The organism is Streptomyces sp. NPDC104226, assembly GCF_055584085.1.
This window is the reverse complement of sequence record NZ_JBVJMS010000017.1, coordinates 74,481-99,922: the sequence shown is the minus strand read 5'-3', so window position 1 is coordinate 99,922 and position 25,442 is coordinate 74,481. Positions and strand designations below refer to the sequence as shown.

Below are 25,442 nucleotides of genomic sequence, written 5' to 3'. Positions count from 1 at the left end.
CGACCTGGGCGGCACCCTACCTGCCAGTACGCCCTGCGGTCAGCCTCTGCCTGCGCCACAGCACGACCGGCACCGCGCCGGCGAAGCCCAGTGCGGCCGGACCGAGCCCGACCGGGGCCAGGCCGGCGGCGTCCATACCGAGCGCGGTGGCCTTGGTCTGCGTGCCGATGCCCGGCTGGTCGAAGGTGTCCGGAATCGGCAGCGTGGACCAGCGGGTGACCGGCCAGGCCACCACCACGGCGCGTCCGACGACATCGCTGACGGGCACGAAGCCCTGGGTGGAGTCCTGCTGGTGGTAGCGGGAGTCCTGCGAGTTCTGCCGGTGGTCGCCCATCACCCAGATCTTGCCCTTGGGCACGGTGAGCGGACCGAAGGGGAAGTCGTCGCACGGGGTGTTGCCCGGGAAGATGTACGGCTCGTCGAGCTCCTTGCCGTTGACGACGACCGGTCCCCCCTTCTTGCACTCGACCGTGTCACCGCCGATGGCGATCGTCCGCTTGATCAGGTCCTTCTCCTCGGCGGACGGCATGAGGCCGATCCAGCTGAGGGCCTTCTGCGCGATGTTGGGCTCCGGGGTGGCCTCACCGCTCAGCCAGTTCGCCGGGTCGTGGAAGACCACGACCTCGCCGCGCTCGGGCTCCGATCCGAACCACGGCGTCAGTTTGTCCACGAGCACCCGGTCTCCGCGCTGCAGGGTGTTCTGCATCGAGTCGGAGGGGATCGAGAACGCCTGCACCAGGAAGGTCTTGATCAGCAGAGCGAGCAGCAGGGCGATGCCGACCAGGAGCGGCAGCTCCTTCCAGAACGACCGGTGCGGGCGTGCCGCGGCACCGTCCTGCGCGTCGCCGTCGTTCTCCACGGCATCGGACCCGGAGGAATCCCTCGGCTCCTCGCCGCCCTCGTCGCGTCCGGACCGTGCGCCAACCGCCACGTCCCCCACATCCACTCCTCGTTCGGAAATCGACGCCCGGACCTGATGAGGCACGGGCCCTCCCCTCCCCTAACGAGCGGGAGTTCCCGAAGGCGCGGGAGACCAAGGACACACTATGCGAACGCGGAGCCGCCCCGGCGCCTACGGGGCGCGCGGCGACCACCGCGCGCCTGGTCGGGAACCATGCGGAAGGTGGCGGGCTGTTCCAGCCGGTGCCAGTGCCCGAAGGGCCAGGCGATCACCACGGCCTGGCCGACCACGTCCTTCTCGTCGATCGTGCCGTGGAAGGCCTCGTCGAGGTGGTAGCGGGAGTCGGCGGAATTCGCCCGGTGGTCGCCCATGACGAAGATCCGCCCGGCGGGCACCTGCACCTCGAAGCGGATCTCCGAGGGCGCGTTGCCCGGGTTCACGTACGGCTCGTCCAGCGGCGAGCCGTTGACGCTGACCCGGCCCCGGGCGTCGCAGCACTTCACGGTGTCCCCGCCGACGCCGATGACCCGCTTGATCAGGTCCTGTTCGTTCGCCGAGGGCAGCAGGCCGATGAAGGTGAGGGTCTGCTTGATCTGTTTGATGCCCACCGGGTCCTCGGCGGACTGGATGCTGTCGGCGCCCAGCCAGCCTCCCGGGTCCTTGAACACGACCACGTCTCCGCGCTCGACCCGGGAGCCGAACCACGGGGTGAGCTTGTCCACCAGGACCCGGTCGCCGATCCGGATCGTCTGCTCCATGGAGCCCGACGGGATGAAGAAGGCCTGGACGAGGAAGGTCTTGAGGATCAGGGCGATGCACAGCGCGACCACCACGAGCAGCGGCAGCTCCCCCACCCGGCGGGTACGCCGTCTGCGCCGGACCCGGCGGGCGAGGCGGCGCCGTTCGGCCCGGCCGCCGGGCTCCGCGGGCTCCGCCCCCGGCCCGTGGGCCCGCTCCGGCTCCGGCTCCGCGGCGGCGTCGGTGTCGCCGGGATCGTCCCAGTCGCCCCGCGGGCGCCCGCGGTTACCCACGGCCCCCGCCCGCGGATCCCGCGGCACCCCAGCGCGACACCGGCCAGCCGATCCAGTCGGCCCGCCCGATCACCTTCTCCACCGGCACCATCCCCCCGCCCGGCTCGCCCAGGTGGTCCCGGGAGTCCCGGGACTGGGAACGATGATCGCCCATGACCCACAGGCTCCCCAGGGGCACGACGATGCGGAACGGCACTTTCGATCCCGAGTCGCCCGGGAAGAGGTACGGCTCGTCGAGCAGGACCCCGTTGACCTTGATCCGGCCCTGTTCGTCGCACACCACGTCGTCGCCGCCGACGCCCACGACCCGCTTCACGAAATCGGTGTCCGAGGGCTCGGCCAGTCCGAGCGCCGAGGCCGCCCCGTGCAGGGCCCTGCCGAGGGGATTCCCGTCCGGCTCCTCCCGTACGAAGGAGCCCTTGCCGTCGAAGACCACCACGTCCCCGCGCTCCGGCCCGCCGCCGAAACGGTACGCCAGCTTGTTGACCAGCACCCGGTCCCCGACCGCGAGCGTGGGCTCCATCGAGCGGCTCGGGATCAGGAAGGGCTGGACCACGAAATTGCTGAGCAGCAGCAGGAAGGCGGTGCAGACCACGCCGAGCAGCCCGGCGCGCCGCCAGGTCAGCCAGCCGGTCTTCCCGGGGTCCGGGGCTGGCCCTGCTCCGGGAACTGCTCGGGAATCCGCTCCGGAAAGCACGAAACGCGACCGCCCCTCCCCCTCGTCGGGGGAAGAGTGGCCGCGCTGCGTGTGAGGTGCTTCGGTGTCCATCGGGGGCGAGCCTATCCGGCCTACCCCCCAACCCCGAGAGCAGATCAGCGGTCGCGCTTCTCCTTGATCTTCGCGGCCTTGCCGCGGAGCTCACGGAGGAAGTACAGCTTGGCGCGACGGACGTCACCGCGGGTGACGAGCTCGATCTTCTCGAAGATCGGGGAGTGGACCGGGAAGGTACGCTCCACGCCGACGCTGAAGGAGACCTTGCGGACCGTGAAGGTCTCGGAGACGCCGGCGCCCTGGCGGCGGATGACGACACCCTTGAACTGCTGGATACGGGAGCGGCTGCCCTCGATCACGCGGACGTGCACGTTGACGGTGTCACCCGGGCGGAAGGCCGGGAGGTCGCTGCGCAGGGTGGCGGCGTTGACGCCATCGAGCAGGTGAGACATGAGATTCGTCTGCTTTCTTCGCATGACGCCACAGGTCGCCGATGCGGGGATTTCGGAGAGAATTCGGGAGCTGCGGGACTCGGCGGACGACGGTCCCCCTGTGGCAGGGGCGTACGCGAGCACACAGCAGCCGCCTATTCTTCCACGGTCGGGGGCCTGCGCCAAAATCGGCCGTCGGGGGACGGCTTCCAGCCGAGGGTGCTCAGCAGCTCGCGGTCCTTCTTGTCGAAGGCGGAGGCCTCGCAGCGCTCGATCAGATCCGGGCGGTTGGCCGCCGTGCGGCGGAAGGCCTCGTCGCGGCGCCACCGGGCGATCTTGCCGTGGTGCCCGCTGACCAGTACGTCGGGGATCCCGTGGCCGCGCCACTCCGGCGGCTTGGTGTAGACGGGCCCTTCCAGCAGGTTGGCCATGTCCCCGGGCGCGAAGGAGTCGTCGCGGTGCGATTCGGCGTTGCCGAGCACCCCGGGCAGCAGCCGGGCCACGGCCTCGGTGACGACCAGGACGGCCGCCTCGCCGCCGGCCAGGACGTAGTCGCCGATGGACACCTCGTAGACGGGGAGGCGCGTGGCGTACTCGTCCATGACCCGGCGGTCGATGCCCTCGTACCGGGCCGGCGTGAAGATGAGCCAGGGGCGTTCGGAGAGTTCGACGGCCAGTTCCTGGGTGAACGGCCGGCCGCTGGGGGTCGGGACGACGATGACGGGCCCGTGCGCGCCCGCCTCGTAGCCGTCGGCCAGGGCCGAGTCCAGGGCCTCGCCCCACGGCTCGGTCTTCATGACCATGCCTGGACCACCGCCGTAGGGGGTGTCGTCCACCGTGTTGTGTCGGTCGTACGTCCACTCCCGCAGGTCGTGGACGTGTACGTCGAGCTGGCCGCGCGCCCGCGCCTTGCCGACCAGGGAGACGTTGAGCGGCTCCAGGTACTCGGGGAAGATCGTGACGACGTCGAGACGCATCAGGCTGTTTCCTCGGCGTCTTCGGCATTCGTGGCGTTCTCGGCGTCGGTGGCGTCCTCGGCATCCCCGTCACGGGTCGAGGCGACGACCGCGTCGCGCTCGTCGAGCAGGCCGGGGGGCGGGGTGATGACGCAGCGCTGCTCTTCCAGGTCGATCTCGACGACGATCTCCTCGACGAAGGGGATCATCACCTCGGTGCCGTCCGGCCGCTCGACGATGAAGAGGTCCTGCGAGGGCAGGTGGGAGATCTCGGTGATCCGGCCGATCTCTGTCCCGTCCTCCAGCACCACGTCCAGGTCCATCAGCTGGTGGTCGTAGTACTCGTCCTCCTCCTCCGGGAGTTCGGACGGGTCGACTTCCGCGATCAGCAGGGTGTTGCGCAGCGCCTCGGCCGCGGTGCGGTCCTTGACGCCCGCGAAGCGGAGCAGGAGGCGGCCGCTGTGGACCCGGCCCGCCTCGATGGTCAGCGGACCCGTCGACGCCGGTTCGGTGAGGAGCACGGCGCCGGGCGAGAGCCGGAGCTCCGGCTCGTCGGTCCGCACCTCGACGGTGACCTCACCCTTGATCCCGTGGGCGCGGCCGATCCGCGCGACTACCAGCTCCACTGTCTCTTCTCCTGTTCAGACGACGACGGGCCGGGGCGGGCGCAATCGCCCTCCCCGGCCCGTGCCGGTGATTCAACTCTTCAGCGGACCTGGTCCACGTCGACGAGGTCGACGCGGATCCCCCGGCCGCCGATGGCGCCCACGACGGTACGCAGAGCACGTGCGGTGCGGCCGTTGCGGCCGATCACCTTGCCGAGGTCGTCGGGGTGGACCCGGACCTCCAGCACCTGCCCGCGGCGCAGGTTGCGCGAGGCGACCTGCACTTCGTCGGGGTTGTCCACGATGCCCTTCACGAGGTGCTCAAGAGCCTCCTCGAGCATGCTCAGGCCTCGGTCGACTCGGCGGTCTCGGCCTCAGCCTCGTCCGCCTTCTTGTCGGCCTTCTTCGCCTTCTGGGTGATGGCTTCGCCCTTGCCCTCGCCGATGCCCTCGAGGGCCTTGGCGAACTCGTCGAAGGAGCGACGCTTGCTCTCCTTCGTCGCCGGCTGCAGCAGCGGCGCGGGGGCCGGGAGGCCCTTGTGCGCCTGCCAGTCACCGGTGAGCTTCAGGATGGCGAGCACAGCCTCGGTGGGCTGGGCGCCGACCGACAGCCAGTACTGCGCACGCTCGGCGTTGACCTCGATGCGCGACGGGTTGTACGTCGGGTGGTAGATACCGATCTCTTCGATCGCGCGACCGTCCCGACGGGTACGGGCGTCGGCGACGACGATGCGGTAGTGCGGCTGGCGAATCTTGCCGAGGCGCTTGAGCTTGATCTTGACTGCCACTGGAGTGGTGTCTCCTGAACTTGACGTGGTTGGGCACATGAGATGCCACGTGGGGTTGCGGTACTCGGGTGCCCGATGGACGCGTCAGCCGGAGGAGAGAGGGGTCCTATGCGACTGTCGAGTACAGCTGTCCATTGTGCCACACGCCCGCGGCACGCTCCGCCGGGAGGTCGCGGAGCGAGCACACCGGGTCAGGAGGCCACCGCGATGGCCACGTCGGGGATGCGGAAGGGCTTCATGCAGCCTCCGCACACGATCGGGGCCTGGGCCAGTACGGACGGGACCACGCGCACGTTGCGCCCGCAGTCGCAGACCGCCTTGACGCGGACTCCGCCGCCGGACGACCCGTGCCGGGCGGCCGGACCGCGGAAGCTGCGCTTGGTGTCGGCGGCCGTGGCGGCCGTGTGGGCCTTCAGCGCGCGCTGGAGCCGCTCCATGGTGGGGCGGTAGCGCTTCTTCGCCTCGGGATTGAGCGAGACCAGGGAGAAGCCGCTGCTCGCGTGCGGCTCGTCGGAGTGGTCCAGCCCCATCTCCTCGGCGATCGCGAGGAACCTGCGGTTGTGGTAGCGGCCGGCGCGCGAAGTGTCACGCACTCCGCGGGCTGCGGCGATGCCGTGGACTGCCTCGTGCAGCAGTCGCTCGAAGGAGAGCTCGGCGCCGCAGGCGGACGAGGACTCTCCGATCAGGGACTCGGGCGCGGCAAGGTCAGGCAGCTCGGAGTGGTACCGCTGAATATCGGCCCACGCCTGCGCCAGCTCTGCGGCGAGAACAGGTGGTGTCGTGCTCACGTCGTGACAACGAGCCGGGGTGCCCAGGTGTTCCGATTCCGGGCCATTCCAAATTTTTTGCACGTACCAGTCAGTTCAGTCTCATGCGTCCCGACGAGGACGGGTGCGCATATCTCCGGAGGAGTCGGTACGTAGCGAGGCCCACCGACGGACTCAGCCCCGGCGTGCGGCGGATGCCGCGCGCCGGGGCGTGGGAGCCGTCAGACGGACCGCCTAGTACGAGCGCGCGACGATCGCCAGGTTACCGGGGGCGTCGTCCGCCTGCGGCACCGACCCGTCCTCGGCGACGAGGCAGCGTACGGAGACGGCCTGCTCGGCGAGCTTCGCCTCGCCCTCGGGGCCGAGGTCGGCCCACGGGATCCGCGCCCAGCCACCGGCGATGGCGGCCTCGGCGGCCTCCTCGATGGTCGAGACGTCGGAGGTACGGGCGATGCGGCGCTCGCGGGACTCGCGCAGCAGCTGCTCCTGGTCCTCCTCCAGCACCTTGGGCAGCAGGGCGGCGAGGTCGGAGATCTGCACGGCCTCCTTGCCGCCCGGGATCCGGCGGGCCAGCATCGCGGTGCCGGCCTCCAGGTCGCGGGGGCCGATCTCGACGCGGACCGGTACGCCCTTGAGCTCCCAGTCCACGGCGCGGCGGCCGAAGGGGGTGTCGACGCGGTCGTCGACGAACACCCGCAGGCCCGCGGCCTTGAGCTGGGCGCCCAGCTCGCGGACCTTCGCCACGGCCTCGTCGCCCTTGATCGCCATGACGACGACCTGGACGTGCGCCAGGCGCGGCGGGACCCGCAGGCCGTTGTCGTCGCCGTGCGACATGATCAGGCCGCCGACCATGCGGGTGGAGACGCCCCACGAGGTCTGCCAGACGAGCTCCTGCTTGCCTTCCTTCGACAGGTACTGCGTGTTGAAGGCCTTGGCGAAGTTGGTGCCGAGCTCGTGGCTGGTGCCGAGCTGCAGGGCCTTGCCGTCGCCCATCATGCCCTCGAGGGTGAGGGTGTTGATGGCGCCGGCGAAGCGCTCCTTGGCGGTCTTGCGGCCGAGCACGACGTCGATGCCGAGCACGTTGGTCATGAAGTCGCCGTACACGTCCGTGTGGATGCGCGAGGCGTAGTCGCGGGCGTCCTCGTACGTGACGTGGGCGGTGTGGCCCTCCTGCCAGAGGAACTCGCTCGTACGGAGGAACACGCGCGGGCGCATCTCCCAGCGGACCACGTTCGCCCACTGGTTGATCAGCAGGGGCAGGTCGCGGTAGCTCTGGACCCACTTGGAGAAGTAGTCGTTGATGATCGTCTCGGAGGTGGGCCGGACGACGACCGGCTCTTCCAGCTCCTTGCCGCCGCCGTGCGTGACGACCGCGAGCTCGGGCGCGAAGCCCTCGACGTGCTCGGCTTCCTTCGTCAGGTACGACTGCGGGATGAACAGCGGGAAGTACGCGTTCTGGGCGCCCGCGTCCTTGATGCGCGCGTCCATCTCCTGCTGCATCCGCTCCCACAGGCCGTAGCCGTACGGCCGGATGACCATCGTGCCGCGGACCGGACCGTTGTCGGCCAGCTCGGCCTTGTTGATCAGATCCTGGTACCAGCGGGGAAAATCCTCCGCCTGGGGGGTGAGAACGGGTGCCTTTGCCATGGCGCGAATGGTACGGCGCCCGGGGTGCGATGCGTGAATCGGGTGCGAATCGGGTGGCGCGCTCCTCTGGACGCGGGGGCGAATCGGGAGTTCTCTGGCAACGGGGGCAGGGGGGCGAGACGGAATCAGGAGCGCTCTTTCGATGACACCGACGCCGACGGCGACGCTTGTCGCCCGGGACTGGGCGGAAATCCAGGAACGGATGCTGGTACCGCTGTACGAGGCGGTCTACGACCGGCTGGAGGTCGGGCCGGGCGACCGGCTGCTGGGCCTCGACTGCGGGGCCGGACTGGCCCTGCTGCTGGCCTCGGGCCGGGGAGCCCTGGCCACGGGTGTGGAGACGGATCCGGCACGCCGCACGCTGGCCCGGGAACGCCTCCTGGAGGTCCTCGCGGCCCCTCCGGTGCCCGCGGTGCCCTACGACGTCCTGCTGGCCTTCTCGCCCTCCCCGGGCGCGCTGGCCGCGGCCCTGCCGGCGCTGCACCGGCAGGGCGCCGCGGTGGTGCTGGCCGACTGGGGTCCGGCGGAGCGGTGCACGGTGCCCTCCGTGCTGGGCGGCGGGCCGGCCCCGCGGGACCTGGACGCCATGGCGGCCGCGGCCGGGCTGGTGCCGGACGGGTCGGGACGGGTGTTCTGCCCGTTCGGGTACGCCGACGTGGACAGCGCGGTGCGCGGGCTGCTGTCGACCGGGCTGTACGAGTGCTCCGACCCGGGGCAGGTGGAGAAGGAACTGGCGGAGGCGCTTCACCCGTACGAACGGGGTGACGGGGCCGTCTGGCTGCCGAACATCTTCCGCTACGTCATCGCCCGTACGGCGTAACCGGCGCCGTGCGGGGCCTCGTACGGCCCCGCACGGCGCCTTACCGCGTCCTAGGGCGTCTTACGGCGCCCGCCGGGCGCTCAGTCGTGCGGCGTCCCCTTGTGGAGACGGGGGATGCCCGCGGCCGCGTAGGCCGCCGGTTCGTCCAGGGTCTCGTTGGCCATCAGGGCGTCCGCGAGGGCGTCCAGCTTGTCGCGGTTCTCGGTGAGCAGACGGCAGGCCTCCTCGTAGCACTCGTCGACGATCCGGCGCATCTCGTGGTCCACCGCGTCGAGGGTGGCGGGGGCGGCGGAGAGTCCGTACGGGCTCTGGCCGTCGGAGGGGATGGCGGTGAGGCGGCCGATGCGCTCGCTCATGCCCCAGCGGCCGACCATGCCGCGGGCGAGGTTGGTGACCTGTTCGAGGTCGTTCTCCGCGCCGGTGGTGATGACCTCGTAGACCACCTGCTCGGCCGCCATGCCGCCCAGCGCCCCGATGATGCGGCCGCGGAGGTACTCCTCCGTGTAGGCGTAGCGGTCCGCCTCCGGGGTGGAGAGGGTGACGCCGAGCGCCCGCCCGCGCGGAACGATGGTGATCTTGCGGACCGGGTCGGCGCCGGGCTGGAGCATGCCCAGCAGGGCGTGCCCGCTCTCGTGGTAAGCGGTGCGCCGGCGCTCCTCGTCCGGCATGACCAGCGGCCGTTCGGCGCCGAGCTGGACCTTCTCCAGAGCGTCGGAGAGGTCGGCCTGGGTGACCTCCTCCTGCCTGCGCTTCACGGCGAGCAGGGCGGCCTCGTTGGCGAGGTTGGCCAGTTCGGCTCCGGTCATGCCCGGGGTCGTACGGGCCATGTGCTCGAGGTCGACTCCGGCGGCCAGCGGGATGTCCCGGGTGTGGATGCGCAGGATGGCTTCCCGGCCGGCCCTGTCGGGCGGGGAGACCATGACGGTGCGGTCGAAGCGGCCGGGCCGGGTCAGCGCCGGGTCCAGGACGTCGGCCCGGTTGGTCGCGGCCAGGACGACCACGCCCTCGGAGCCGGAGAAGCCGTCCATCTCGGTGAGGATCTGGTTCAGGGTCTGCTCGCGCTCGTCGTGGCCGCCCATGGCGGCGCCGCCGCCGCGGGCCCGCCCGATGGTGTCGATCTCGTCGATGAAGATGATGGCGGGCGCCACCTTGCGGGCCTCGGAGAAGAGTTCGCGCACCCGGGAGGCGCCGACGCCGACGATCATCTCGATGAACTCGGAGGCGGAGGCGGAGAAGAAGGGCACCCCGGCCTCTCCGGCCACCGCGCGGGCGAGCAGGGTCTTGCCGGTGCCGGGCGGGCCGGCGAGCAGGACGCCGCCGGGCATGCGGGCGCCCATCTTCCGGTAGTCGTCCGGGTTCTTGAGGAAGTCCACGACGTCGTTGAGCTCGCCCTCCACCTCGTCGATGCCGGCCACGTCCTCGAAGGTGGTGCGCTTGGCGCCCTCCAGCTCGACCGGCTTGGGCGGCGTCTTGCGCCCGATCCCGCCCATGCCGCCGCCCATGGCCGATCCCATCCGGCGGGCGATGACCACCCACAGGAGGACCAGCAGCAGCATCGGGGCCAGGGAGATCAGCAGATTGGCCAGGAAGCTGCGCTGCACGACGACCGGGGAGGCCGTGACGACGACGTTCTGCTTGGTGAGGTTGGCCCACAGGTCGTCGTCGGCGAAGGCGGGCCGCTGGGAGACGAACTTGGTGTAGTCGCCCTTGCCCCCGTCCGGCATGGGCTGCTTGGCCTTCAGCTGGCCCTGGATCGCGTCGCCCTTGGAGTAGATCTTCGAGACGTTGCCGTTCGCGACCTGCTTGCTGAACTCGGTGTACGAGATGGTCGGCTCTTCGCCCTCGTTGAAGAAGGACAGCACCAGGTTGGTGATCAGGTAGACGATCAGGGCGGCGAGGATCAGGCCGCGCCAGCCGCCGGGCATCCGCTTCTTCGGCGGCGGGGCGGGGGGTGCGCCTTCGGAGCGCCAGGGCGTATCGGCCCGGTCGCGGGGCGGTACGGGGGTGGGGCTGGGCACGTGGCCTCCTTCTGCCGTCCTCCCGGCCGACCATAAGCGACAAACCGGACCATCGCCCCTGGTGGGAGGCCACACGGCGAAGCCCCGGCCGGAGTGATCCGACCGGGGCCCGCGTGGCTCCGTACTGCTGCGTCGCCGCTACTTCATGAACTTCTTGAACTCGTCCGGCAGGTCGAAGTCCTGCCCCGACTGGCCCCCACCGGCCGGAAGGCCGAAGGGGTTGCCGCCTGCGGCGGGCTCGATCGCCTGCGGGCCGGCCTCGCGGCGCGCGGCGGCCGCGGCCTCTTCTTCCTTGCGCTTCATCGGGTTGCCGCTCTTGCGCTTGCCCTTGGCCTGCTTGACCTGCTTCTTCTGCCGGCCGGGGCCGCCGCCCATCCCGGGGATGCCGGGCATGCCCGGCATGCCGCCGCCCTGGGCCATGCGGGACATCATCTTGCGGGCCTCGAAGAACCGCTCGACGAGCGCCTTGACGGCGCTGACCTCGGTGCCGGAACCCTTGGCGATACGGGCGCGGCGCGAGCCGTTGATGAGGTGCGGGTCCTGGCGCTCGGCCGGGGTCATCGACTTGATGATCGCGGCGGTGCGGTCCACGTCGCGCTCGTCGATGTTGTTGATCTGGTCCTTGATCTGCCCCATGCCGGGGAGCATGCCGAGCAGCTTGGAGATGGAGCCCATCTTGCGGACCTGCTCCATCTGGGCCAGGAAGTCGTCGAGCGTGAACTCCTTCGGCCCCTTCTGCAGCTTGGCCGCCATCTTCTCGGCCTCGGCCTGCGAGAAGGTCTTCTCGGCCTGCTCGATCAGGGTGAGCATGTCACCCATGTCGAGGATCCGGCCCGCCATGCGGTCCGGGTGGAACGCGTCGAACTCGTCGAGCTTCTCGCCGTTCGAGGCGAACATGATCTGCTTGCCGGTGACGTGCGCGATCGAGAGCGCGGCACCACCGCGGGCGTCGCCGTCGAGCTTCGACAGCACGACGCCGTCGAAGCCGACGCCGTCGCGGAAGGCCTCGGCGGTGTTGACCGCGTCCTGGCCGATCATTGCGTCGACGACGAAGAGGATCTCGTCCGGGCTGACGGCGTCGCGGATGTCCGCGGCCTGCTGCATCAGCTCCTGGTCGATGCCGAGGCGGCCGGCGGTGTCGACGACGACGACGTCGTACTGCTTGGTGCGCGCGTACTCGATGGAATCCTTGGCGACCTGGACCGGGTCCCCGACGCCGTTGCCGGGCGCGGGGGCGTAGACGGCCACGCCGGCCCGCTCGGCCACGACCGAGAGCTGGTTGACGGCGTTGGGGCGCTGGAGGTCGCAGGCGACGAGGAGCGGGGCGTGGCCCTGCCCCTTTAGCCACAGGCCGAGCTTTCCGGCGAGGGTGGTCTTACCGGCACCCTGGAGGCCCGCGAGCATGATCACGGTGGGCGCGGTCTTGGCGAAGCGCAGCCTCCGGGTCTCGCCACCGAGGATGGAGACCAGCTCGTCGTTGACGATCTTGAGGACCTGCTGGCCCGGGTTCAGGGCCTTGGAGACCTCTTCGCCGCGGGCGCGCTCCTTGACGTTCGCGATGAACGAGCGGACGACCGGGAGGGCGACGTCGGCCTCGAGGAGGGCGATACGGATTTCCCGCGCCGCAGCGTCGATGTCCTGCTCGGAGAGGCGGCCTTTGCCCCGGAGGGACTTGAAGGTCGCGCTGAGGCGGTCGGAAAGCGTATCGAACACGGTGGTCGCGATTCCTCGGGTCGGGGGCGTGTGGTCGTCCCCCAGGGTATCGGGCCCCGCCAACTCTGTGACCCGGCGGCCCGTCCCCCCTTCCCCCGGGGTCCGGGACGGCACCTGCCGTGGCCGCGGCCCGGCGCCCGCAAGGCCCCGCTGCGCGGGACGAAGCCCCCGCCACGCCCGTCACCGCTGCGCGGGGCGGAGTCCGCTGCGACCGTTGCCGCTGCGCGGGGGCGAGGTCCCCGCAGCACCCTTTGCCCGCTGCGCGGGGCGAAGTCCCCTACCCGCCCTTCCACCGTTCCCCGGGCGCCGCCCGGACCCCGGTCCTCAAGCGCCGGACGGGCTGGAGGGGCCCGGGCTGCGCCCGGACCCCCCGGGGCTCCGCCCCAGACCCCGCGCCTCAAACGCCGGCGAGGCTGGATATGGCGCAGCGCGGACCGGGTCCGGGCGGAGCCCGGGGAACGGGCGAAGGGCGGGTAGGGGACTCTTCCCCCACTGCTCCGCGCCGCGCTAGGCCAGGGCCGCCTGGACCGCCTCGGCCAGGGTTGCCGCCGCCGGGCCGGCGAGGGGTTTGCCGTCCGCGTCGACCACGTACACCGTGTCCACCGCGTTGGCGCCGAGCGTGGAGACGTGCGCGCTGCGGACCCGCACCCCGGAGGACTCCAGCGCGCGCCCGATCCGGTGCAGGAGCCCGACCCCGTCGGGGGCGCGCACCTCCAGGACGGTGGCCAGGGAGGAGACCTCCGGGACCACCGCCACCCGGGGCGGCGGCGGGACCACCCCGCGCCGGCGCGGGTACGCCGCCTCGCGGTCCGCCAGCTTCGCCGGGACGTCCAGCGAGCCGTCCAGGGCCCGCACCAGGTCGGTGCGCAGCCGTGCGGCCTCCGGCAGGGCCCCGTATTCCGCGGCGACCCGCCAGCGCAGGACCAGTACCTCGCCCAGCCGGTCGGGAAGCTCCATCGAGCGGAGGTCGGCCGCCCGCACGGTGAGCCGGTGCAGGGCCAGTACGCCGGCTGCCGCGGGCAGTACTCCCGGCTGGTCGGGGACGGCCACGACGAGTTCCACGCCGACCGCGTCCTCCTCCTGGCGGGCGTGCAGGGCCAGGACCGGCTCCCCGGTGCGCAGCGCCTCCACCGCAAGCCGCTCCTGCTCCGCGGTCGGGATCTCCAGCTCCGTCACCTCGGGGGCGGCCCCGCTCAGCGCGGCGGCGACGCGTGCGACCAGGTCGGCCACGAGCGAGCCGCGCCAGGCGCTCCACGCCGCCGGGCCGGTGGCCAGGGCGTCGGCCTCGGTCAGCGCGTGCAGGATCTCCAGGGTGCCGGGCGACCCGACCGCCTCGGCGACGGCCTTGACGGTCGCCGGGTCGTCCAGGTCCCGCCGCGTGGCCGTGTCGATCAGCAGCAGGTGGTGGCGTACGAGCACGCCCAGCACGGCGACGTCCTCCGCGTCGAAGCCCACCCGCAGCGCCATGTCGCGCGCGATCGTCTCGCCGGCCACCGAGTGGTCGCCGGGCCAGCCCTTGCCGATGTCGTGCAGCAGCGCCGCCATCAGGAGGAGGTCGGGGCGGCCCACCCGGCGGGTCAGTTCCGAGGCCCGCACCGCCGTCTCGACGAGGTGCCGGTCCACGGTCCAGGTGTGCACCGGGTTGCGCTGCGGCCGGCAGCGCACCCGCTCCCAGTCGGGCAGCAGCTTCGTGATGATCCCCTCGGCCTCCAGCGCCTCCCAGACGGCCACCGTCGGCTCCCCCGCGCCCAGCAGGGTCAGCAGCTGCTCCCGGGCCTCGGCCGGCCAGGGCACCGGCAGCGGCTTCGTCTGCGCCGCGAGCCGGCGTACGGCGTGCAGCGAGACGGGCAGTCCGGCCTGGGCGGCGGCGGCGCCGAAGCGCAGGGGCAGCACCGGGTCCCGGTCGGGCCGCGCGGCCAGGGCCAGTACGGCCTCGCCGTCGGACTCGACCACGCCTTCGGCCAGCGGAGCCCGCTCCGGTGCGGAGCTGCGGGTGCCGAGCAGTCCGCGGAGCCGGGGGCGGGCGGACCGCGCCCGGAGCACGCGCCCGACCTCGCGCCAGGTCACGTCACCGGCGTACGAGACCACCCGCGCGGCCTCGTACACCTCCCGGAGCAGGGCGTCGGCGTCGAGCAGGCCGAGCTGCGCCGCGACCGGCGTCTGTTCCTGGAGGGAGAGCCGCTCGGTGGCGCGGCCGGTCACCAGGTGCAGCGCGTCCCGGGCGTCGAGCAGCCGGCGCCGGGCTTCGGCGAGGCCCTCGCGGGGGGCGTCGGCCAGCCAGGACGCGGCGACGGCCCGCAGCGCGGTGACGTCGCGCAGTCCTCCGCGGGCTTCCTTGAGGTCGGGTTCGAGCAGGAAGCGGAGTTCCCCGGCGCGCTCGGCCCGCTCGCGGCACAGGGAGTGCAGCTGGGGCAGCCGCTTGGCCGCCTGGTTCCGCCAGTCCGCCAGGACGGAGGTGCGCAGTCCCGCGAGGAGTCCGGCGTCGCCCGCGACGGGCCGGGCGTCGAGCAGTCCGAGGTGCACCTTGAGGTCTTCGGCGGCGGTCTTGCGGGCTTCGCCGGGGGTGCGGACCGAGTGGTCGAGGGCGAGGCCGAGGTCCCAGACGGGGTACCAGAGCCGGTCGGCCAGGGCGGCCAGGGCGCGCGCTTCGGTCTTTCCGTCGTGGAGCAGGACCAGGTCGAGGTCGCTGCGGGGGGAGAGTTCGGCGCGGCCGTAGCCGCCGACGGCGACGAGGGCGGCGCCCCGCACGCCCGTCTCCTGCACGGCGGTGGCGAACAGCGCCTTGAGCCAGTCGTCGGTCAGGGCCGCCAGGGCGGAACGCCGGGAAGGCCCGGACCGCGACTCCTCCTGGAGGAGTCGCAGCCGGGCCGCGGCGTACCCGCTGGGTCCCGAGTCGGGCGTGCTGTCCGTGGTCTCTTCGACACTCGTCACCCAGGGGTTCCCATCACTTGAGGCCCGTCCGGCCGGTCCTGCCGGGCGGGCGGCCGGGGAGGCCTTAAAGCGCGTCCGCGCCGCGTTCGCCGGTGCGGACCCGGATGACCGAGTCCACGGGGATGCTCCACACCTTGCCGTCGCCGATCTTGCCGGTCTGGGCGGCGTCGACGACGATCCGCATCACGTCTTCGGCGTCGCCGTCCTCGACGAGCACCTCTATGCGGATCTTCGGTACGAGGTCCACGGTGTACTCGGCGCCCCGGTAGACCTCGGTGTGTCCGCGCTGGCGGCCGTAGCCGCTGGCTTCGGAGACGGTGAGTCCCTGGACTCCGAAGCGGTGCAGGGCTTCCTTGATCTCGTCGAGCCGGTGCGGCTTCACGATCGCGGTGATGAGCTTCATGCGTCAACCTTCTTGCTCGCTGCGGCAACGGGGGCGGGGACGGCGGTGCTCCGGGAGGAGGAGCCGCCGCCGGCTCCGCTGAAGTCGTAGGCGGTCTCGGCGTGTTCGACCTGGTCGATGCCGGAGACCTCGTCGTCCTCGGTGACCCGCATCCCCATCGTCTTGTCGAGGAGGAAGGCGAGTACCGCGGATGCCACGAGAGAGTAGGCGAGGACGGAGAAGACTCCGATCGCCTGCTTGCCGAGCTGCCCCAGACCGCCGCCGTAGAAGAGGCCGGCCACGTCGGACTGGACCCCTCCGGTGGCGAAGAGACCGACGAGGAGGGAGCCGAGGACACCGCCGACGAGGTGGACGCCGATGACGTCGAGGGAGTCGTCGTAGCCGAACTTGTACTTCAGGCCGACGGCCATGGCGCACACGACACCGGCGATGACGCCGATGGCGATCGCGCCGAGCGGGGAGACGGCGCCGCCGGAGGGGGTGATGGCGACGAGGCCCGCGACGGCGCCGGAGGCGGCGCCGAGGGTGGTGAAGGAGCCGTGGCGCAGCTTCTCGTAGCCGAGCCAGGCGAGCATGGCGGCGGCGGTGGCGACCTGCGTGTTGACGAACATGACCGCGCCGACGCCGTCGTCGTTGCCGAGCCAGGAGCCCGCGTTGAAGCCGAACCAGCCGAACCACAGGAGGCCCGCGCCGAGCATCACCAGCGGGAGGCTGTGCGGGCGCATCGGGTCCTTCTTGAAGCCCACGCGCTTGCCGATGACCAGGATCACGCCGAGGGCCGCGGCGCCCGCGTTGATGTGGACGGCGGTGCCGCCGGCGAAGTCGATGACGCCGAGCTCGAAGAGCCAGCCGCCGGCGCCCCACACCCAGTGGGCGACGGGGAAGTAGACGATCGTGACCCAGAGGGTGATGAAGAGCGCCCACGCGCTGAACTTGACGCGGTCGGCCAGGGCGCCGCTTATCAGCGCCGGGGTGATGATCGCGAACATCAGCTGGAAGACGGCGAAGACGTAGACGGGGATGGTGTAGCCGTCCCACAGTTCGGTGATGCCGATGCCGCTGAGTCCGACGTAGTCGGAGTTCCAGCCGATGAGCGAGCCGGAGTCGGTGCCGAAGGCGAGGCTGAATCCGTAGAGGACCCAGAGGATCGTGACGATCCCGAGGCTGATGAAGCTCATCATCAGCATGTTGAGGCTGCTCTTGACGCGGACCATGCCTCCGTAGAAGAAGGCGAGTCCCGGGGTCATCAGCATGACCAGGGCGGAGCAGATGAGCATGAACCCGGTGTTCGCGGAAGACAGCGTGGGGGCGTCTGCCGCGAGGGTCGTGATGGCTGATGCCATCGGCGTCTCCTCGTCGTCGGTACGTTCGCGTGCGGGCGATCGTGAAAACCTGAGCGGCGCTGCGTGAATCAGGCCTGAGGGGGTCCGGCCCGGGGGCTGGCCGGTTATTGGCCATGAGATTCGCGCAGGCCGGTTTCCGGCGGCGCCGCTGGGTGTTTCGCGTCGATGACGAAGAGGTCGCGCGTGTTACGCCTCCATGAACGAGTGGTTCATGGGGGTGGCGGGTGGAGACCCGGCCGCGGCGATGACCCGGGGAACCTGGCTGGGGGAGCCTGATCGGGCTTCACGGGGTGACTGCCGCGGCCGGGGGCCTGGGGGCGGCCGGGTGGCCGTCAGACGGCCTCCGCGGCCTCGGGGAGGCGGGAGGCGAGCTGGTCGGTCAGCCGCACGACGTCGGCGACGTCGCCGTACTCACGCGCGGCGGTGTCGACGGTCTTGCGCAGCCGGGTGTTGACCCGTTCGGACCGCACCTTTCCCGCCACGTCGAGGGCGCGGCCGACAAGGACGGTGGCCTGCTCGGGCTCGCGCTGGAGCAGGTGCACGGTGGCCATGCCGATGAGGTTGAGGGCGTAGGAGCGCTGGTGCTCGTCGTCCTTCTCGAAGAGCGCGACGGCGCGTTCCATGACCGGTTCGGCGAGGGAGGCGTACATGGGGCTGCGGCCCGCCACGTAGGCCAGGTCCCGGTAGGAGTGGGAGTTCTCGCCGTTGAGCTCGGCCTCGGAGAAGAAGCGGATCCAGTCGGGCTCGGGCTCGGCGTCGAATCCGACGTCGGAGAAGGTGTCCTCGGCCATCCGCACGGCCCGCTTGCAGCGGCTGGGCTGGCCCATGTTGGCGTAGGCCCGGGCCTCCATCGCATACAGCATGGCCTGGGTACGGGGCCCTGCGCAGTCGCGGCTGCCGTACTGAGCCAGGTGGATGAGCTCCAGGCCGTCCTCGGGGCGGCCCAGGTGGATCATCTGGCGGCTCATGTTGGAGAGGATGTACGAGCCCAGGGGCTTGTCCCCGGCCTCCTTGGCGGCGTGCAGCGCGAGGACGAAGTACTTCTGCGCGGTGGGGTGCAGGCCGATGTCGTAGCTCATCCAGCCGGCGAGTTCGGCGAGTTCGGCGGCGACCTTGAAGAGCCGCTTCATGACCGGGGCCGGGTGGTTCTCCTGGAGCAGGTCGGTGACCTCGTGGAGCTGGCCCACGACGGCCTTGCGGCGCAGTCCGCCGCCGCACTGGGCGTCCCACTGGCGGAACATCACGGTGGTGGCTTCGAGCAGGTCCACCTCGGGCTCGGAGAGCCGGGGCGGCCGGTGGCCGCTCAGGGCGCCCGCCGGCCCCGCCTCCCGGGGGCCCGGGTCGGCGACCGGGACCGGTACGAGCCAGCGCTGCATGGGCTCGATGAGGGCGGGGCCGGCGGACAGGGCGAGCGAGGTCCCGAGGAAGCCGCGGCGGGCCAGCATCAGGTCGCTGCGGGAGAACTCGCCGAGCAGTTCGATGGTCTGCGGGCCGGCCCACGGCAGGTCCACGCCGGAGACGGAGGGGGTCTGGTGGGCGGTGCGCAGGCCGAGGTGCTCGATGGCGACGACGGAGCCGAACCGTTCGGAGAACAGCTCGGACAGGATGCGCGGGACGGGCTCGCGGGGCTGTTCGCCGTCGAGCCAGCGGCGGACCCGCGAGGTGTCGGTGCTGATGTGGTGGGCGCCCATCTGGCGGGCGCGGCGGTTGACCTGGCGGGCGAGCTCGCCCTTGGACCAGCCGCTGCGGACGAACCAGGACGTCAGCTGTTCGTTGCGGACGGCGGCGTCCTGCCCGGAGTCCTGCCCGGAGCCCTCTGCGGAATCCCGGTCCGGCAGCCCTGCGGACGACACGTCGGACTCCGCACTCGTTCCGCTTGCGCCGTTGCCGCTCACTGGAACGCCCCCCATCCGTCAGCCTTTTCCACACGAAACCCTGCCGGGAAACGGTCTTCACAGGTCCTTCACGCATGCCTCCGGCATACCCGCGAACCCGTCTCCTCTTCGCGCTCGTGCACCGAAAGTAATCCTACGATCACCCCTCCTGCGAGGTCGATCCCGGAAACGCCACCATTCGCCACCCCTTCGAATGAACTCGCCACCCGCCAGGCGCGATTCACTTGACACGAAGGCAGGACCGATCGGTTGGACAGGAGTGCGCCGGGGCGCGCGCAGCGCACAACGCGCCGGTGTCGGGGCAGAGAACGCCGCAACCAGCCGATGTCGTAACCACCGGCACGTCCGACCCGTTGGAGGGGGCATGGGCATGGGCTTCACGATCGGCGGCAGCCGCGGCACCAAGGAGTTCCGTTCCGGCGCTCGGCGCCGCGGCCGGACGTCGGAGTGCACGGCGGTGGCGGAGTACACCGGACTGTGGGGCTGGGACGTGGTCCCCGGCGCCCGGGCCGCGGGGCCCGCCCGCGACTGCTCCTGCGGTCATACGAATTGCGGTGCGCCGGGGGCGCATCCGCTGGCCCTCGCTCCGACGGTCCCGGCCGGCGCCACCCTCGACGAGGTCACCGAGACCTGGAGCGGGTACCCGGGAGCCGCGGTGCTGCTCCCCGCCGGGCGTTCCTTCGACGTCATCGAGGTCTCCGAGGAGGCCGGGCGGCGGGCGCTGGTCCGGCTGGAGCGGATGGGCCTGCCGCTCGGCCCGGTGACCGCGACCCCGGACGGCCGGGCCCAGTTCTTCGTCGCCCCCGGGGCGGCGGCCGGGCTGCCGCAGCTGCTGTACCGGATGGGCTGGGACGACGCCGGCCTCGATCTGCGCGCTCTGGGCCAGGGCTGCTACGTCACGGCCCCGCCCTCGGACTTCGCCGGCCTCGGCCCGGTGAGCTGGCTGCGCCCGCCGGCCCTGGACTCGGCCGGGGATCCCCCGCAGGCCCGCCTGCTCCTGGGCACCCTCGCCTACCTGTGCCACCGGCTGCGCCGGCCGTAGCCGCGCCCCGCGGGACCGTGCGCACGGCAGTGCCCCCGAGTCGCGGGGACTCGGGGGCACTGGCCGGCGTAGGGGCGTCGGGTGCGGTCAGTCGCCGATCAGGGCGTCGACGAAGGCCTCCGGCTCGAAGGGCGCCAGGTCGTCCGCGCCCTCACCGAGACCGATGAGCTTGACCGGTACGCCGAGCTCGCGCTGGACGGCGATGACGATGCCGCCCTTGGCGGTGCCGTCGAGCTTGGTCAGCACGATGCCGGTGATGTCCACGACCTCGGCGAAGACGCGGGCCTGGGTCAGGCCGTTCTGCCCGGTGGTCGCGTCCAGGACCAGCAGGACCTCGTCGAGCGGGCCGTGCTTCTCGACGACGCGCTTGACCTTGCCGAGCTCGTCCATCAGGCCGGTCTTGGTGTGCAGCCGGCCCGCCGTGTCGATGAGCACCACGTCGGCGCCCTCGGTGATGCCCTCCTTGACCGCGTCGTAGGCGATCGAGGCCGGGTCGCCGCCCTCGGGTCCGCGCACGGTGCGCGCCCCCACCCGCTCGCCCCAGGTCTGGAGCTGGTCGGCGGCGGCGGCGCGGAAGGTGTCCGCGGCGCCGAGCACGACGCTGCGGCCGTCGGCGACGAGCACGCGGGCGAGCTTGCCGGTGGTGGTGGTCTTGCCGGTGCCGTTCACGCCGACGACCATGATCACGGCCGGGGTGTCCACGCCGCTCTCGGTCTTCACCGCGCGGTCGAAGTCGGTGCCGAGGAGCGTGACCAGCTCCTCCTTCAGCAGCGCGCGCAGGTCGGCGGGGGTGCGGGTGCCGAGCACCTTGACCCGCTCGCGGAGCCGGTCCACCAGCTCCTGGGTCGGAGCGACACCGACGTCGGCGATGAGGAGGGTCTCCTCGATCTCCTCCCAGGTGTCCTCGTCGAGGTGCTCGCGGGAGAGCAGCGTGAGCAGCCCCTTGCCGAGCGTGTTCTGCGACCGGGCGAGGCGGGCGCGCAGCCGGACCAGGCGGCCGGCGGTGGGCTCGGGCACCTCGATCTCGGGGGCGGGCGGAGCCTCGACGACCGGGTCCTCGACCGCGACCGGCGATTCGGTGGCGGCCTCCGCGTCGGGGAGGACGACCTCCTCGATCGTGCGGCGCGGTTCTTCCGCCGTCGGTGCGGCGTCCTCCCCCACCTGCGGTTCGGCGGGCGGGGCAGTGATGGTCGGCGTGCTGGGCGGGGCCGTGGGGGGCAGCTGCTTCTTCTTGCGGCTGCTGACCACGAGCCCGCTGATCGCACCGACCGCGACCAGGGCGATGACTACGGCAAGGATCAGGATTTCCATAACGCTCCCCAGTATCGGCCACGTGCGCCCCGAGCCGGGGACCCTGGAGGTTCATACCAGGACGTAAGCCTCTGTTTGTACTTTTTGCGGCGAATCTACGATGATGAGCAATCCCCCACGCCCCGCCTCCCCCCACGGAGTACACCTATGTCTGCCGAGACCGCCGTCGAGTCGCGCGGCCTGGAGCCCGTCCCGGACGCCGAGCGCCGCGGCCGGGTCCGCGAGCTCGTCCCGACCTGGGTGGCCGCCAACATCAGCGTGCTGCTGCTGACCATGGGCGCCGGTCTCGTCATCTTCAACAAGCTGAACATCTGGCAGGTGCTCGTCGTCGCGATCGCCGCCCCGGTCGTCTCCTACGGCATCGTCGGGCTCATATCCATCGCGGGCAAGCGCGGCGGCGCCCCCGGCATGGCGCTCTCGCGGGCCGTCTTCGGCCAGCGCGGCAACCTGTTCCCCGGCGCCCTGATCTGGGTCGCCCGCTGGGGCTGGGAGACCATCAACGCGGTCAGCGGCGCCTACGCCGTCCTGACCGTGCTCGACCTGGTCTTCGGCATCAAGAAGAACACCGCGCTGATCGTCGTCACCCTGCTCTTCTTCGTCGGCTGCACCTTCCTCGTCTCCGGCCTGGGCATCAACGCGCTGCGCGTCTGCTCCAAGTGGTCCACGTACCTCTTCGGCGCCTTCAGCGTGCTCGTGCTCGGCTACCTGATCGCCGAGACCGACTGGTCCGCCGTCTTCGCCAAGCCCGCCGGCTCCACCGCGATGATGATCGCGGGCATCGGCACCATCGCGGCCGGCGGCATCAGCTGGGTCCCCTCCGGCCCGGACTTCACCCGCTACCTGCCCCGCACCGCCTCCGCCAGGGGCATGGTCGGCGCGACCATCGGCGGCGCGGCCGTCGTGGTGATCCCGATGGTGCTCATGGGCGCGGTGATGGCGGTCGCCACGCCCGACCTCGCCACCGCGCAGGACCCGGTGTCCTTCATCGGCGAACTGCTGCCGATGTGGATCTCGGTCCCGTACCTGCTGATCGCGCTCGTCGGCATGCTGCTCATCAACTCGATGTCCATGTACTCGGCGGGCTTCACCGCCCAGACCCTCGGCATCAAGGTCCCGCGCGCGGCCGCGGTCAGCGTCAACGCCGTCATCAGCCTGGTCTTCGGCTTCCTGCTGATGGTGGTCGCGACCAGCTTCTTCGGTTCGTTCATCTCCTTCCTGACCCTGCTGGCCGTGGCCTTCTCCGCCTGGATCGGCGTCTTCGGCGTGGACATGCTGCGCCGCACCTCCTACGACGGGGCCGCGCTGCTGGACACCACGCGGAGCAGCGCCTACTGGTACCGGGGCGGGTTCGCCTGGCAGGCCATGACCGCCTGGGGCCTGGCCCTGGTGGTGGGCCTGCTGTTCACGAAGGTCGACTGGTTCAGCGGCCCGCTGGCCACCACCTGGATCGGCGAGAACGGCCTGGGCTGGGCGGCGGGCATCGTCACCTCGGCCGTCCTGTACGCGATCCTGCCGCGCACGCCGGCGGCCCCGGGCGGCACGGGTCCGCAGGCCCCCTCGGAGGAGCGGGTCCCCGCCGGATCCCTGTCCAACTGACGCCACGTCAGCTAACGTCCCCCTTCGCCCGCCCACCCACCTCCGGCGAAGGGGGACTTCTCCATGCCCATCACCGTGGCCCGGTTCAACCTCATCGACCCGAACGGCACCCCGGAAACCCTCTCCGCCCGCTACAAGGCCGCGCTGGAGATGGCGAAGTACGCGGACGACCGCGGGATCGACACCATCCAGACCGAGGAGCACCACGGCACCGAGAACAACTGGCTGCCCTCCCCCTTCGCCTTCGCGGGCGCGGTCTTCGGGGCCACCCGCCGGATCGCCGTCACCGTCTCGGCGATCATCGGCCCGCTGTACGACCCGCTGAAGGTCGCCGAGGACATCGCGGTGCTGGACCTGCTCAGCGGCGGCCGTCTCGTCACGGTGGCCGGCATCGGCTACCGGCCCGAGGAGTACGAGCAGCACGGCGTGGAGTGGGGCCGGCGCGGCAAGCTCCAGGACGAGCTGCTGGAGACCCTGCTGAAGGCGTGGACCGGCGAGCCGTTCGAGTTCCGCGGCCGTACCGTACGGGTCACCCCGCGGCCCTTCACCCAGCCGCACCCGCTGCTCCTGGTCGGCGGCAGCTCGGAGGCGGCGGCCCGCCGGGCGGCCCGCCTGGGCCTGCCGTTCTTCCCGAGCGCGCACCTGCCCGAGCTGGAGGCGTACTACAACGCGAAGCTCGCGGAGTACGGCACGGAGGGCTTCTGCATGATGCCGGCGGCCGAGACCCCGCTGCTGCACATCGCCGAGGACCCCGACCGGGCGTGGGACCAGTACGGCGAGCGGTTCCTGCACGAGGCCGGGATGTACGCCTCCTGGCAGTCCAAGGACATCCGCAGCGCCGTACGGTCGGGCGCGCGCACGGTGGCGGAGCTGCGCGCCGAGGGCGTGTACCGCATCCTCACCCCGGACGAGGCGGTCGCGTACGCCCGCGGCGCCGGCGAGGCGGGGAACCTGGTGCTGCACCCGCTGTGCGGCGGGATGCCCGTGGACGAGGGGTGGCGGAGCCTGCAGCTCCTGTGCGAACAGGTGCTGCCCCGCCTCAAGGACTGAGACGGGGCGGTACCCGCTCCGGGAGGAGAGGGGCTGTCGGCAGGGTGGTCAGCCCATCTCCTCCAACGCCTTGCCCTTGGTCTCCGGCACCCATTTGAGGATGAAGGGGATCGAGAGCACGGCGAAGACCGAGTAGATGACGTAGGCACCGGACAGGTTCCAGTCCGAGAGCGTCGGGAACGAGACGGTGATGATCCAGTTGGCGATCCACTGGGCGGCGGCCGCAACGCCCAGGGCCGCGGCGCGGATCCGGCCGGGGAACATCTCGCCGAGCAGGACCCAGACCACCACGCCCCAGGACAGGGCGAAGAAGAGCACGAAGCAGTTGGCCGCGATGAGGGCGACGAGACCCTGGGTGTGCGGCAGGGCGATGTCGCCGCCGCTGGAGTCCTTGTACGAGAACGCCCAGGCGGCGAGCGCGAGGGAGACCGCCATGCCCGCGGACCCGATGAGCGCGAGGGGTTTGCGGCCGATGCGGTCCACGAAGACCATCGCGATCACCGTACCGATGATGTTCACGACCGAGGTCTCGAAGGAGTAGAGGAACGAGGAGCTCGGGTCGATGCCGACCGACTGCCACAGCGAGGAGCTGTAGTAGAAGATCACGTTGATGCCGACGAGCTGCTGGAAGACGGAGAGGCCGATGCCGATCCAGACGATCGGGAGGAATCCGAAGCGGCCTCCGAGGAGGTCCTTGAAGGTGGACTTCTGCTCGGAGTGGATGGCGTTGTCGATCTCCCGGACGCGGGCGTCGGCGTCGATGCCCGCTCCCTCGACCTCGCGCAGGACCGTCTTGGCCTTCTCCATGCGGCCGACCGAGACGAGGAAGCGCGGGGACTCCGGGATGGCGAAGGAGAGCAGGCCGTAGAGGACCGCCGGGACGACCATGACGCCGAGCATCCACTGCCAGGCTTCGAGGCCGCCGATCTCGCCCCGCTGGTCGCCGTCGGCGAGGTTCAGGATGCCCCAGTTGACCAGCTGCGAGATGGCGATGCCGATGACGATGGCGGCCTGCTGGAAGGAGGCGAGCCGACCCCGGTAGGCGGGCGGGGAGACCTCCGCGATGTAGGCGGGGCCGATCACCGAGGCCATGCCGATGCCGAAGCCGCCGATGATGCGCCAGAGCGCCAGGTCCCAGAGGGCGAACGGCAGGGCCGATCCGATGGCGCTCGCGGTGAAGAGCACCGCGGCGATCTGCATGCAGCGGATCCGGCCGATCCGGTCGGCGATCCTGCCGGCGGTGGCCGCGCCGAGGGCGCAGCCGATCAGGGCGGCGGCGATCACCTGGGCCAGGGTGGCCGAGCCGACGTCGAAACGGTCGCGGATGGCCTCCACCGCGCCGTTGATGACGGAGCTGTCGTAACCGAAGAGGAAGCCGCCCATGGCGGCCGCCGCGGTGATGAAGATGACGTGCCCGAGGTGGTCGGGCTGCGGTGCCGGGCCGCCGCCCGGGACCTGCGGCCGCGTCGTGCTGCTGCTCAAG

The 25,442-nt window shown here is 71.5% G+C and carries 22 protein-coding genes; 4 read left to right on the top strand and 18 right to left on the bottom strand.

Annotated features, from left to right (window positions below):
* Window positions 1–16 precede the first annotated feature (16 nt).
* From lepB (ACZ60J_RS37855) to proS, 10 genes are all read right to left on the bottom strand, one after another.
* Entirely contained in the window at window positions 17–931 is a 915-nt protein-coding gene (gene lepB, locus ACZ60J_RS37855) for a signal peptidase I (RefSeq protein WP_469688710.1), read from the bottom strand.
* A 113-nt stretch (window positions 932–1,044) separates the two neighbouring features.
* Window positions 1,045–1,932, bottom strand: coding sequence for a signal peptidase I (gene lepB, locus ACZ60J_RS37850; RefSeq protein ID WP_469688709.1), 888 nt, complete (start codon window positions 1,930–1,932; stop codon window positions 1,045–1,047).
* Window positions 1,925–2,701 carry a signal peptidase I gene (gene lepB / locus ACZ60J_RS37845; protein WP_469688708.1) on the bottom strand — a complete coding sequence of 259 codons (777 nt, stop codon included), beginning with the start codon at window positions 2,699–2,701 and terminating at the stop codon, window positions 1,925–1,927. Before lepB (ACZ60J_RS37845) ends, lepB (ACZ60J_RS37850) begins: the two co-directional genes overlap by 8 nt.
* A gap of 44 nt (window positions 2,702–2,745) precedes the next feature.
* Window positions 2,746–3,096 carry a 50S ribosomal protein L19 gene (gene rplS / locus ACZ60J_RS37840; protein WP_382980500.1) on the bottom strand — a complete coding sequence of 117 codons (351 nt, stop codon included), beginning with the start codon at window positions 3,094–3,096 and terminating at the stop codon, window positions 2,746–2,748.
* A gap of 134 nt (window positions 3,097–3,230) precedes the next feature.
* Window positions 3,231–4,052, bottom strand: a complete 822-nt coding sequence (gene trmD, locus ACZ60J_RS37835) for a tRNA (guanosine(37)-N1)-methyltransferase TrmD (RefSeq protein WP_469688707.1) — start codon at window positions 4,050–4,052, stop codon at window positions 3,231–3,233.
* A complete protein-coding gene (gene rimM, locus ACZ60J_RS37830; RefSeq protein WP_469688706.1) occupies window positions 4,052–4,657 on the bottom strand; it encodes a ribosome maturation factor RimM in 606 nt (201 codons plus the stop codon). The genes trmD and rimM overlap by 1 nt, the downstream gene beginning before the upstream one ends.
* Before the next feature lie 80 nt (window positions 4,658–4,737).
* Window positions 4,738–4,977, bottom strand: a complete 240-nt coding sequence (locus ACZ60J_RS37825; protein ID WP_030011889.1) for an RNA-binding protein — start codon at window positions 4,975–4,977, stop codon at window positions 4,738–4,740.
* A gap of 2 nt (window positions 4,978–4,979) precedes the next feature.
* Window positions 4,980–5,423 carry a 30S ribosomal protein S16 gene (gene rpsP, locus ACZ60J_RS37820; protein WP_382757152.1) on the bottom strand — a complete coding sequence of 148 codons (444 nt, stop codon included), beginning with the start codon at window positions 5,421–5,423 and terminating at the stop codon, window positions 4,980–4,982.
* Between the two features lie 191 nt (window positions 5,424–5,614).
* A complete protein-coding gene (locus ACZ60J_RS37815) occupies window positions 5,615–6,211 on the bottom strand; it encodes a hypothetical protein (protein WP_469688705.1) in 597 nt (198 codons plus the stop codon).
* A 213-nt stretch (window positions 6,212–6,424) separates the two neighbouring features.
* The gene (gene proS, locus ACZ60J_RS37810) at window positions 6,425–7,837 is read right to left on the bottom strand and encodes a proline--tRNA ligase (protein WP_469688704.1); all 1,413 of its coding nucleotides are present in this window, start codon (window positions 7,835–7,837) and stop codon (window positions 6,425–6,427) included.
* 142 nt (window positions 7,838–7,979) lie between these two features.
* On the opposite strand from proS, the gene ACZ60J_RS37805 reads away from it, so the two are divergent.
* Window positions 7,980–8,657, top strand: coding sequence for a class I SAM-dependent methyltransferase (locus tag ACZ60J_RS37805; RefSeq protein ID WP_469688703.1), 678 nt, complete (start codon window positions 7,980–7,982; stop codon window positions 8,655–8,657).
* A gap of 80 nt (window positions 8,658–8,737) precedes the next feature.
* Here ACZ60J_RS37805 and ftsH read toward each other — a convergent pair whose 3' ends face one another.
* From ftsH to nsdA, 6 genes are all read right to left on the bottom strand, one after another.
* Entirely contained in the window at window positions 8,738–10,675 is a 1,938-nt protein-coding gene (gene ftsH / locus ACZ60J_RS37800; protein WP_469688702.1) for an ATP-dependent zinc metalloprotease FtsH, read from the bottom strand.
* Between the two features lie 138 nt (window positions 10,676–10,813).
* Window positions 10,814–12,388 carry a signal recognition particle protein gene (gene ffh / locus ACZ60J_RS37795; RefSeq protein WP_469688701.1) on the bottom strand — a complete coding sequence of 525 codons (1,575 nt, stop codon included), beginning with the start codon at window positions 12,386–12,388 and terminating at the stop codon, window positions 10,814–10,816.
* 507 nt (window positions 12,389–12,895) lie between these two features.
* Window positions 12,896–15,319 (bottom strand): [protein-PII] uridylyltransferase, encoded by a 2,424-nt coding sequence (locus ACZ60J_RS37790; protein ID WP_469688700.1) that lies wholly within the window; start codon window positions 15,317–15,319, stop codon window positions 12,896–12,898.
* Between the two features lie 64 nt (window positions 15,320–15,383).
* The gene (locus ACZ60J_RS37785; RefSeq protein WP_112451060.1) at window positions 15,384–15,722 is read right to left on the bottom strand and encodes a P-II family nitrogen regulator; all 339 of its coding nucleotides are present in this window, start codon (window positions 15,720–15,722) and stop codon (window positions 15,384–15,386) included.
* A complete protein-coding gene (locus ACZ60J_RS37780) occupies window positions 15,719–17,065 on the bottom strand; it encodes an ammonium transporter (RefSeq protein ID WP_469688699.1) in 1,347 nt (448 codons plus the stop codon). Before ACZ60J_RS37780 ends, ACZ60J_RS37785 begins: the two co-directional genes overlap by 4 nt.
* A gap of 332 nt (window positions 17,066–17,397) precedes the next feature.
* Window positions 17,398–18,975, bottom strand: coding sequence for a transcriptional repressor NsdA (nsdA, locus tag ACZ60J_RS37775; protein ID WP_469688698.1), 1,578 nt, complete (start codon window positions 18,973–18,975; stop codon window positions 17,398–17,400).
* 355 nt (window positions 18,976–19,330) lie between these two features.
* Between nsdA and ACZ60J_RS37770 the strand changes: the two genes are divergently transcribed.
* Window positions 19,331–20,002 (top strand): bifunctional DNA primase/polymerase, encoded by a 672-nt coding sequence (locus tag ACZ60J_RS37770; RefSeq protein WP_469688697.1) that lies wholly within the window; start codon window positions 19,331–19,333, stop codon window positions 20,000–20,002.
* 87 nt (window positions 20,003–20,089) lie between these two features.
* Here ACZ60J_RS37770 and ftsY read toward each other — a convergent pair whose 3' ends face one another.
* On the bottom strand, window positions 20,090–21,313 hold the full coding sequence (ftsY, locus tag ACZ60J_RS37765) for a signal recognition particle-docking protein FtsY (protein ID WP_469688696.1): 1,224 nt from the start codon (window positions 21,311–21,313) through the stop codon (window positions 20,090–20,092).
* Between the two features lie 147 nt (window positions 21,314–21,460).
* Between ftsY and ACZ60J_RS37760 the strand changes: the two genes are divergently transcribed.
* Both ACZ60J_RS37760 and ACZ60J_RS37755 read left to right on the top strand, forming a co-directional pair.
* Window positions 21,461–22,909 (top strand): cytosine permease, encoded by a 1,449-nt coding sequence (locus tag ACZ60J_RS37760; RefSeq protein WP_469688695.1) that lies wholly within the window; start codon window positions 21,461–21,463, stop codon window positions 22,907–22,909.
* Window positions 22,910–22,972: 63 nt separating this feature from the next.
* A complete protein-coding gene (locus ACZ60J_RS37755) occupies window positions 22,973–23,959 on the top strand; it encodes an LLM class flavin-dependent oxidoreductase (protein ID WP_469688694.1) in 987 nt (328 codons plus the stop codon).
* A 48-nt stretch (window positions 23,960–24,007) separates the two neighbouring features.
* Here the strand turns inward: ACZ60J_RS37755 and ACZ60J_RS37750 are convergent, their stop codons facing one another.
* Window positions 24,008–25,441, bottom strand: coding sequence for a sugar porter family MFS transporter (locus ACZ60J_RS37750; RefSeq protein ID WP_469688693.1), 1,434 nt, complete (start codon window positions 25,439–25,441; stop codon window positions 24,008–24,010).
* Window position 25,442 lies beyond the last annotated feature (1 nt).